Origin of the sequence: Lactococcus sp. dk101 (assembly GCF_009601055.1) — a bacterium.
In the GTDB taxonomy this organism is placed as follows: domain Bacteria; phylum Bacillota; class Bacilli; order Lactobacillales; family Streptococcaceae; genus Lactococcus.
Genome location: NZ_WITI01000027.1, coordinates 1 through 8,357, shown reverse-complemented (window position 1 = coordinate 8,357; position 8,357 = coordinate 1). Strand labels below are relative to the sequence as shown.

The following is an 8,357-nucleotide window of genomic DNA, read 5'->3' as shown; positions in this document are numbered from 1 at the left end:
ATCATATTTATAGGATGTGATGAGGTTCATACTCCACATCAAAGCCCCATTTAAAGGGGTTTTTGTTTTATATTTATTTAGAAAACGCTTGCAAAGTTTTGCATAAGATGTTATAATAATTGTACACATGAAGGAAACCTAGATTTGGGTAGGGGGAAGTGCAACTAGCGCTAGTAGGTTCGAATCCTGCCTCCTTCTTTAGAATGTGATTCCCACTTTTATACACCGCCTAACAAGGCGGTTTTAAATATCCAATTCACAGAAAACGCTTGCAAAATAACCAGATTATGATAAAATGAAGTTGGAGCTAACCAGACTAGCTCATGAAAGTTTTTCCTTTCTCTTAGACCGTCCATCAGGGCGGTTTTATTATCCAGCGGAATATTATATAGAAGAAAAGCACTTGGTGAAAGTGCTTTTTATAGTGTCTGACCAAATCTTGACCAAAAACATTTGACTTTGTATAATGTTCCATGATTTAAAGAAAAACAAAAACCGCTCTGTTAAGCGGTTTGTAACGTTGTATAAAGTCATGTAAAGTCATACAAAACATAAAATAAGGCGACAGTCGGATTTGAACCGACGATTAAGCTTTTGCAGAGCCATGTGTTACCACTTCACTATGCCGCCACAACATTCTTATTATATCGAAATTATTTGTCAAAAGCAAGAAGAAGCTAACGAGATGATAAAAATGAATGAACGATTTTATTTACTTCTGTTGAGTTGATAGGTCTCGAAGGCTTGTTTTATCTGGTTTTCTTTGATGAGTTCCAACTTTTGTTTACGAACTAATTTATGCTTAAACCACCATTCACATTTTGTCGCCTCGGACTTGTCCTCAAACTCGACAGCAGCCAGAAGCTGAACAGGTCGCCGTGTTTTTGTATATTTGGCACCATTGCCAGAATTGTGCGTCGCCACACGCTTTTCAACATTGTCAGTATAGCCACAATAGAGGGTCTCATCAGCACAGCGAACCACATAAGTATAGTAATGTTTTTTTGCAAGAGTCATGAGCATATTATAGCACGAATTTGAACTTGTCAGTACTGACCATCTCTTTAAGATTATTTTTTTAGAAATTCCATCACTTGAGGAAATATACGCTCAGCCAATCGAAAAAGCGCAAAGCCAATGAAGGCGCCTAGCGTGTTCAATATCAAATCATTAATGTCACAGACCCGCATACTTAATTTGTAATAAGTCATAAAAAGTTGAGTGGTTTCGATAAAAAATGACACGCCAAAGGCAATCGAGACCATGGCTTTAAGTGAACTCAATTTTTGATTTAAAAGTGCCAAAAGAAACACGAGTGGCATAAGCAAAAAGGTGTTTCCAAAGATTTGATAGAGACTGTCATGAAACAAATCCGAAATGGACAAGTTAACGAGCAAGAGGATTTGATGAGGTGGCTGAAAGTTTGAATAATCCATACCGCTTGGAAAAAGAGTTAGCATGAATAAAATAAAGAGATATACTACTAAAACGAGTGAGGTCAGCTTTCGTCCAAATCCATAGCCTTTTTTCAATAAAATAGAAAATAAGCAAATGAGCGTAAATAAGACAAGAAAATCAAAAAAGCAAAGTACTGTCAACTGCATAATAACTCCTTTGTTAAATCTATTATAGCACCTCGTATTCTATTTACTATAAAGTATTTCCGATTTTTTATCAGAAAAGCATTTTTTAGGAGATTTGACGAAAATTTCGTGATATAATGGTTCTGAAATAAGGTTGAAAAATTGAAAAAAACGATAAATACGATATAATAGAGTAAGATAGAAAATTGATTAGATACTGTTTTATATCATTGTTTTATTGAGTTTAAAAACAAATCAATATAAAACTTATCTTCGTATTATTGATATAAATAAAGAAAAAAACGATAATGTTGGAAAAGGAAATGTAAAATGCCACAAGATAAAATCGTCATTCATGGTGCTAGAGAGCACAATCTGAAAAATATTGATGTTACCATTCCCCGCGATAAACTGGTTGTTGTCACGGGTGTTTCTGGTTCGGGAAAATCATCGCTTGCTTTTGAAACCTTGTATGCTGAGGGGCAACGGCGTTATGTCGAAAGTTTGTCTGCCTATGCACGTCAATTTTTAGGAAATATGGACAAGCCAGACGTTGATAGCATTGACGGACTTTCTCCTGCCATTTCCATTGACCAAAAAACAACCAGCAAAAATCCGCGGTCAACTGTCGGAACAGTCACTGAAATCAACGACTATTTGCGTTTGCTTTTTGCACGAGTGGGTGAGCCTTTCTGTATCAATGGGCATGGCAAAATCTCTGCTCAATCGCCAGAAGAAATTGTTAATCAAGTTTTAGAACTGCCTGAGCGGAGCAAGTTGCAAATCTTAGCGCCGATTGTCCGTGGCAAAAAAGGACAACACCTGAAAATTTTTGAGCGGGTGCAAAAAGATGGTTATGTTCGTGTCCGTGTTGACGGCGAAGTTTTTGATGTGACGGAAGTTCCTGAACTCGATAAAAATAAAAAACATAATATCGAAATCGTAATTGACCGTATCGTTGTGAAAGATGGTATTCGGTCACGTTTATTTGACTCGGTTGAAGCAGCGCTTCATCAGTCTGAGGGTTATGTCATTGTTGACAAGATGAATGGCGAAGAACTCCTTTTTAGTGAATTTTACGCCTGTCCTGTTTGTGGCTTTACTGTTCCTGAGCTTGAACCTCGCTTATTTTCATTTAATGCGCCTTTTGGTTCATGTCCAGACTGTGATGGTCTCGGGGTTAAGCAAGAGGTCGATGTGGATTTGGTTGTGCCTGATGAAAGCAAAACTTTAGCTGAAGGTGCCATTTCGGCTTGGAACCCTATTTCAAGTAATTACTACCCAACCATGCTCAAATGTATGTGTGATGCCTTTGGCATTGACATGAATACAGCTTGGGAAAATCTGTCTGATGATGAAAAAAATCTGATTATGTATGGCTCGGGCGAACGTGAATTTCATTTTTACTATGTGGGCGATTTTGGCAATGTCTCTGACAAAATGATGCCGTTCCCTGGCGTTGTTACAAATATTGAACGCCGTTTCCGTGGAACCAGCAGCGATTATACGCGAGAAGCTTTACGTGCTTATATGACAGAATTGACTTGTACGACCTGTCACGGCTTCCGCCTCAATGATCAAGCATTGTCTGTTAAAGTTAACGACAAACACATTGGACAAATTTCTAATTATGCGATCGGAGACGGTTTGGAATTCTTGTCAGCACTGACATTGTCTGCTCAAAACGAATTGATTGCAAAACCAATTGTCAAAGAAATCATTGATCGCTTGACCTTCTTGAAAAATGTTGGCTTGGACTATTTGACCTTGTCACGAGCTTCAGGAACCCTTTCAGGTGGAGAGTCGCAGCGTATTCGCCTGGCTACTCAAATTGGGTCAAATTTGTCAGGCGTTTTGTACATTCTTGATGAACCATCGATTGGTTTACACCAAAGAGATAATGACCGCTTGATTGAAAGTCTCCAAAAAATGCGAGATTTAGGCAATACGCTCATCGTCGTAGAACACGATGAAGACACCATGAAAGCAGCCGACTGGCTGATTGATGTGGGGCCAGGTGCGGGCGAATTAGGTGGGCAAATCATCGCCTCGGGGACGCCGTCAGAAGTGATGGCAAACGAGAACTCGCTGACAGGTCAATATTTGTCTGGTAAACGCTCAATTCCAGTTCCAGAAAAAAGACGACCAATTGATAAAAAACGTGCCGTCAAAATTACAGGCGCCACGGAAAACAATCTTAAAAATTTAGATGTTGACTTCCCGCTAGGAATTATGACGGCAGTAACAGGGGTTTCGGGTTCAGGCAAGTCCACATTGGTCAATAGTATCTTGAAGAAGTCTCTTGCTCAAAAACTCAATCGAAATTCCGAGAAGCCAGGTAAGCACAAATCCATCAGTGGTTACAAATCGATTGAGCGGTTGATTGATATTGACCAAAGTCCAATCGGTCGTACCCCACGTTCCAACCCTGCAACTTATACTTCTGTCTTTGATGACATTCGTGGCTTGTTTGCTGAAACCAACGAAGCCAAAATTCGTGGTTATAAAAAAGGACGGTTTAGTTTCAATGTCAAAGGTGGACGTTGTGAAGCATGCTCGGGTGACGGAATTATCAAGATTGAAATGCATTTTCTGCCTGATGTTTACGTACCATGCGAGATTTGTCATGGCAGACGCTACAATTCTGAAACACTAGAAGTTCATTATAAAGGAAAATCAATTTCTGATATTTTGGACATGCGCGTGTCCGATGCGCTAGAATTCTTCCGTCACATTCCAAAAATCGAACGCAAATTGCAAACGATTGTTGATGTCGGATTGGGCTATGTAACACTTGGACAACCTGCAACGACATTGTCGGGTGGAGAAGCGCAACGCATGAAATTAGCGTCTGAATTGCAAAAACGCAGCACAGGTAAGGCCTTCTACATTCTAGATGAGCCAACGACAGGACTGCATTCAGAAGACATTGCCACCCTTTTGAGCGTGCTTGATCGCTTAGTTGAACAAGGCAATACCATGGTCGTGATTGAGCATAATTTGGACGTCATCAAATCAGCAGATTATATTATTGATTTGGGGCCAGAAGGTGGAAGCGGCGGCGGAATGATTTTGGCGCAAGGCACACCTGAAGAAGTGGCGCAAGTCGAGGAAAGTTACACGGGTCAATATCTGAAGGCCAAATTGAATAAGAATGCTTAAAGTCGTCAGCGCTGACAAAGAAAGTAAATCCTAAAAAAGTTAAATTATTTCGTGAATAATAGCTGTCAGTACTGACAAAAATGAAAAAAGCACTTTAGAGTGCTTTTTCCATTGTGATATGTTGAATTCCTGCTTCTTCAAAAATTTCACCGACTTCAGTAAATCCAAAATGCGGGTAGAAACCACGAGCAGTGAGTTGTGCGTGAAGCGTTAACTTTTTGTAGCCGTGCGTTTGAGCAAAATCAATCAGGCTTTCCAGCAATTCGACACCCAAGCCTTGCCCACGAAAATCAGGAAAAACGGCCATTCTTTGCACCAAGGCATTCTCAAGGCTATCAGTGGTCAAAAGGCGAACGGTAGCGACAGGTAAACTATTGTCATAGCTGACAAAATGGATAGAAGTTGCTTCTTCAAGGGCATTTCCTACTTCAAGCTCATAAGGCACTCCTTGTTCTTTGACGAAGACCTCGTTTCGAATGCGCAAAGCATCAAAGTAAGTATCAGACATGGTATCGCGTGTGATTTTTATTTCCATAGTTATCCTCGAACAATTTCTTCATTAAAATTTAAAAGCTAATTCATCAGGTTGCGAAATACGCTTTTATTTATTATAATAAAAATTAAAATAAAAATAAAATTTTGTCGTTGAATTGGATGTATTATTTTTTACATATTTATTATAAAAAATTAAAATCAAACGACCAATGTGAAGGCAAGAGAAAAGGAGCCTATGTTTAAAAAAAGCAAATTATTCTTTTGGACCATCGAAATTTTAGCAGTTGCTTTGTTAATCTTTTTGCTGACCAAAATTGGATTTATCTTCAAACCAATCAATACACTCTTGGCGCTACTTTTTGTGCCGTTCATTATAGCTGGTTTTCTGTATTATATCTTCATTCCAATCGTTCAATTTGTTGAACGAAAATGGAAAGTAAAACGGTCAATCAGTGCCATGCTTGTGATTGTGCTACTTTTGGGAATTATTTATCTCATTTTTGCATCTATCATTCCAAATCTTATCAATCAGCTCACCAGTCTGATTACCAATTCTACAAAAGTCTATCCGCAGCTGAAAGCTTGGGTAGAAGCCTTTGCAAACAATCCAAGATTTGCCGTTTTGAACAATCAAATCAATGTCAGCGAACTCTTGAATAAGGTGAATATTTCTTATGTTGATATTCTTCATAATATCTTAAATAATATTACAGGAAGTATCGGAAGTATCGTTGGTGTTATTTCCAGCATTATCATGGTTATGATTTTGGTTCCCATTTTACTATATTATATGCTCAAAGACGGCGAAAAAGTAATTCCATTCTTGCGTGAACACGTTCTAATAGAAGATAAACTCAATATTTTCGACCTTCTCCAAAAAATGAACCATACCATTTCCCGCTATATCAGTGGTGTAGCACTTGATGCCTTTCTCGTCTTTGTGGTCGTCTTCATCGGCTATACCTTATTTGGTATTCAATACGCCTTCTTGTTTGCTATCTTTGCTGGCTTTACCAACCTCATTCCTTACGCTGGCCCATACATTGGTGTTCTTCCCATGATTTTCACGGTCGCCTTTGACCGTCCTTGGACAGCACTGTTTGCAACGGCGTACGTGCTAGTCTTGCAACAAATTGATGGTAATGTTGTTTATCCAAAAATTATTGGGAATGCCATCAAAATCCATCCCGTTACAGTCATGGTCTTGATGCTAATTTCAGGTAGCCTTTACGGTATTCTTGGAATGATTGTCGCAGTTCCAGCATATTCACTGGTCAAAGAAATCGTCAAATTTATCAACAGCCTTTACCGCAACCATCAAAGTCAAAAAAAATCAGAAATTTCTGATGAAAATGTGATATAATGTAAAGCATTGATAGTTTTTTTATAAAATGTACCAATAAATAAAATATATAGGAGCAAAAATGCCAAACCCGGACCCCGGGAGTCTTGAAATACTCTCCCAGATTGTATTATTAATCTTTCTTACTTTTCTTAATGCCCTTTTCTCTGCAAGTGAAATGGCCTTAGTGTCACTTAATCATTCACGCGTTGAACAAAGAGCAAATGAAGGGAACCTAAAATATCAGAACTTATTAAAAGTTATTGATGATCCAACACGTTTCCTTTCAACCATTCAAGTTGGGATTACTTTCTTGAATATTTTCGCAGGTGCGAGCATCGCGGACAGTCTTACAAAAGCTATTGTCCCAAATGTTTCAACAGCATTGCCAGTTTATACCGGTACAAAACTCGTTATTTTGGTCATTTTGACCTTCTTTACCATTGTCTTTGGTGAACTTTTACCAAAACGAATTGCACAATCAAAAAAAGATGGCGTGGCCTTATTGTTGGTCAAACCATTACAAGGTGTGGGACTCATTCTCCGTCCTTTTATCTGGTTGCTTACTGTTTCGGTTAATGGTTTAGTTAAAATTCTTCCCATCAAATTTGATGAGAATGATGAAAATATGACGCGGGATGATTTTGAGTATCTGGTTTCGACGGATGAAACAGCACTTGATGAAGAAGAAAGAGGCATGCTTGCAGGTATTTTCAGCTTAGACGGCCTTCTTGCGCGTGAAATCATGGTTCCACGTACTGATGCTTTCATGATTGACATTCAAGATGATGCCAATGAAAACATTGAAAAAATATTGAACGAAGCCTATTCGCGTGTACCAGTCTATGATGATGACAAAGACCACATTTTGGGCGTTCTCCATACTAAAAAACTATTGAAATATGGCTTTACACATGGCTTTGAAAATGTGGACATTAAGGCCATGCTCCAAGAAGCCTTGTTTGTACCAGAAACAATCAATGTTGACGTCTTAATCCTTGAACTTAGACGCACCCATAACCAAATGGCGATTTTGCTTGATGAATATGGTGGGGTTGTCGGAATTGTAACGCTTGAAGACATGCTCGAAGAAATTGTCGGAGAGATTGAAGACGAGTCAGACGTAGCAGAAAAAGAAGTGGTCAAGCTCAGTGATACTATGTACATTGTACAAGGAAAAATGACTATCAACGACTTTAACGAAGAATTCGGTACGCACCTTGAAAATGCAGATGTCGATACAATCGCAGGTTATTTTGTAGCAACAACAGGAATTATTCCTGAAAGAGGCGAGCAACATGCCATTAAAATTCAAAACGAAGATGATAATTTAACCTTGATTAGTTTGGAAACAAATGGCAAGCGTATTGTCAAATTAAGAGTAGAATTTGAATTATCTACAATTACAGAATAAAATCAAAAGCGGATATCCGCTTTTTTTTATTCAAAAAAGCATAAGCAAAGGGCAAAATAAGTACAAGATGAAAAAAAGTTAAAAAAGCGTAGCTGATTCTTGACAAGGAAGCAGATGTTTGATATACTAATATAGTTGTCTCGTAAGGGAATACCGAACGAGGAAACGAAAAGCAATTACATCGCGTACTTAATTCTTGACAAAAGGATTGAGGAGTGATATAATATAAAAGTTGCGTCGGTGAGGCGCGACACGCTAGACCATTGAAAACTGAATAAAGTAGAATAACTCATGTAAAGCAAGGACAGCTTTCAAAAAAACCAACCTGTCAAAAGAATAAATTTTGAGACAAAAAACAAAG

At 38.4% G+C, this 8,357-nt stretch carries 6 protein-coding genes and 1 tRNA gene; 3 read left to right on the top strand and 4 right to left on the bottom strand.

Features of this window, described 5'->3' with window-relative positions; translation table 11 throughout:
- Positions 1-559 precede the first annotated feature (559 nt).
- The 3 genes from GHI45_RS11100 to GHI45_RS11090 form a co-directional block, all read right to left on the bottom strand.
- Positions 560-630 (bottom strand) — tRNA-Cys (locus tag GHI45_RS11100).
- 78 nt (positions 631-708) lie between these two features.
- A complete protein-coding gene (locus GHI45_RS11095) occupies positions 709-1,017 on the bottom strand; it encodes a GIY-YIG nuclease family protein (protein ID WP_147780905.1) in 309 nt (102 codons plus the stop codon).
- Between the two features lie 53 nt (positions 1,018-1,070).
- Positions 1,071-1,604 carry a VanZ family protein gene (locus GHI45_RS11090; protein WP_147780904.1) on the bottom strand — a complete coding sequence of 178 codons (534 nt, stop codon included), beginning with the start codon at positions 1,602-1,604 and terminating at the stop codon, positions 1,071-1,073.
- Between the two features lie 309 nt (positions 1,605-1,913).
- Between GHI45_RS11090 and uvrA the strand changes: the two genes are divergently transcribed.
- Positions 1,914-4,745 carry an excinuclease ABC subunit UvrA gene (gene uvrA, locus GHI45_RS11085; RefSeq protein WP_147780903.1) on the top strand — a complete coding sequence of 944 codons (2,832 nt, stop codon included), beginning with the start codon at positions 1,914-1,916 and terminating at the stop codon, positions 4,743-4,745.
- A gap of 94 nt (positions 4,746-4,839) precedes the next feature.
- On the opposite strand, the gene GHI45_RS11080 is transcribed toward uvrA, so the two are convergent.
- Positions 4,840-5,280 (bottom strand): GNAT family N-acetyltransferase, encoded by a 441-nt coding sequence (locus tag GHI45_RS11080; protein ID WP_147780902.1) that lies wholly within the window; start codon positions 5,278-5,280, stop codon positions 4,840-4,842.
- 195 nt (positions 5,281-5,475) lie between these two features.
- Between GHI45_RS11080 and GHI45_RS11075 the strand changes: the two genes are divergently transcribed.
- Together GHI45_RS11075 and GHI45_RS11070 are read left to right on the top strand one after the other, a co-directional pair.
- Positions 5,476-6,603 carry an AI-2E family transporter gene (locus GHI45_RS11075; RefSeq protein ID WP_147780901.1) on the top strand — a complete coding sequence of 376 codons (1,128 nt, stop codon included), beginning with the start codon at positions 5,476-5,478 and terminating at the stop codon, positions 6,601-6,603.
- Positions 6,604-6,664: 61 nt separating this feature from the next.
- Positions 6,665-7,996, top strand: a complete 1,332-nt coding sequence (locus GHI45_RS11070; protein WP_147780900.1) for a hemolysin family protein — start codon at positions 6,665-6,667, stop codon at positions 7,994-7,996.
- Positions 7,997-8,357: the final 361 nt, after the last annotated feature.

Excerpts from the sequence above, each read along its gene's own strand:
- GHI45_RS11070 (WP_147780900.1), top strand. The coding sequence starts at position 6,665 with ATGCCAAACCCGGACCCCGGGAGTCTTGAAATACTCTCCCAGATTGTA.
- uvrA (WP_147780903.1), top strand. The coding sequence starts at position 1,914 with ATGCCACAAGATAAAATCGTCATTCATGGTGCTAGAGAGCACAATCTG.
- GHI45_RS11095 (WP_147780905.1), bottom strand. The coding sequence starts at position 1,017 with ATGACTCTTGCAAAAAAACATTACTATACTTATGTGGTTCGCTGTGCT.
- GHI45_RS11080 (WP_147780902.1), bottom strand. The coding sequence starts at position 5,280 with ATGGAAATAAAAATCACACGCGATACCATGTCTGATACTTACTTTGAT.
- GHI45_RS11090 (WP_147780904.1), bottom strand. The coding sequence starts at position 1,604 with ATGCAGTTGACAGTACTTTGCTTTTTTGATTTTCTTGTCTTATTTACG.
- GHI45_RS11075 (WP_147780901.1), top strand. The coding sequence starts at position 5,476 with ATGTTTAAAAAAAGCAAATTATTCTTTTGGACCATCGAAATTTTAGCA.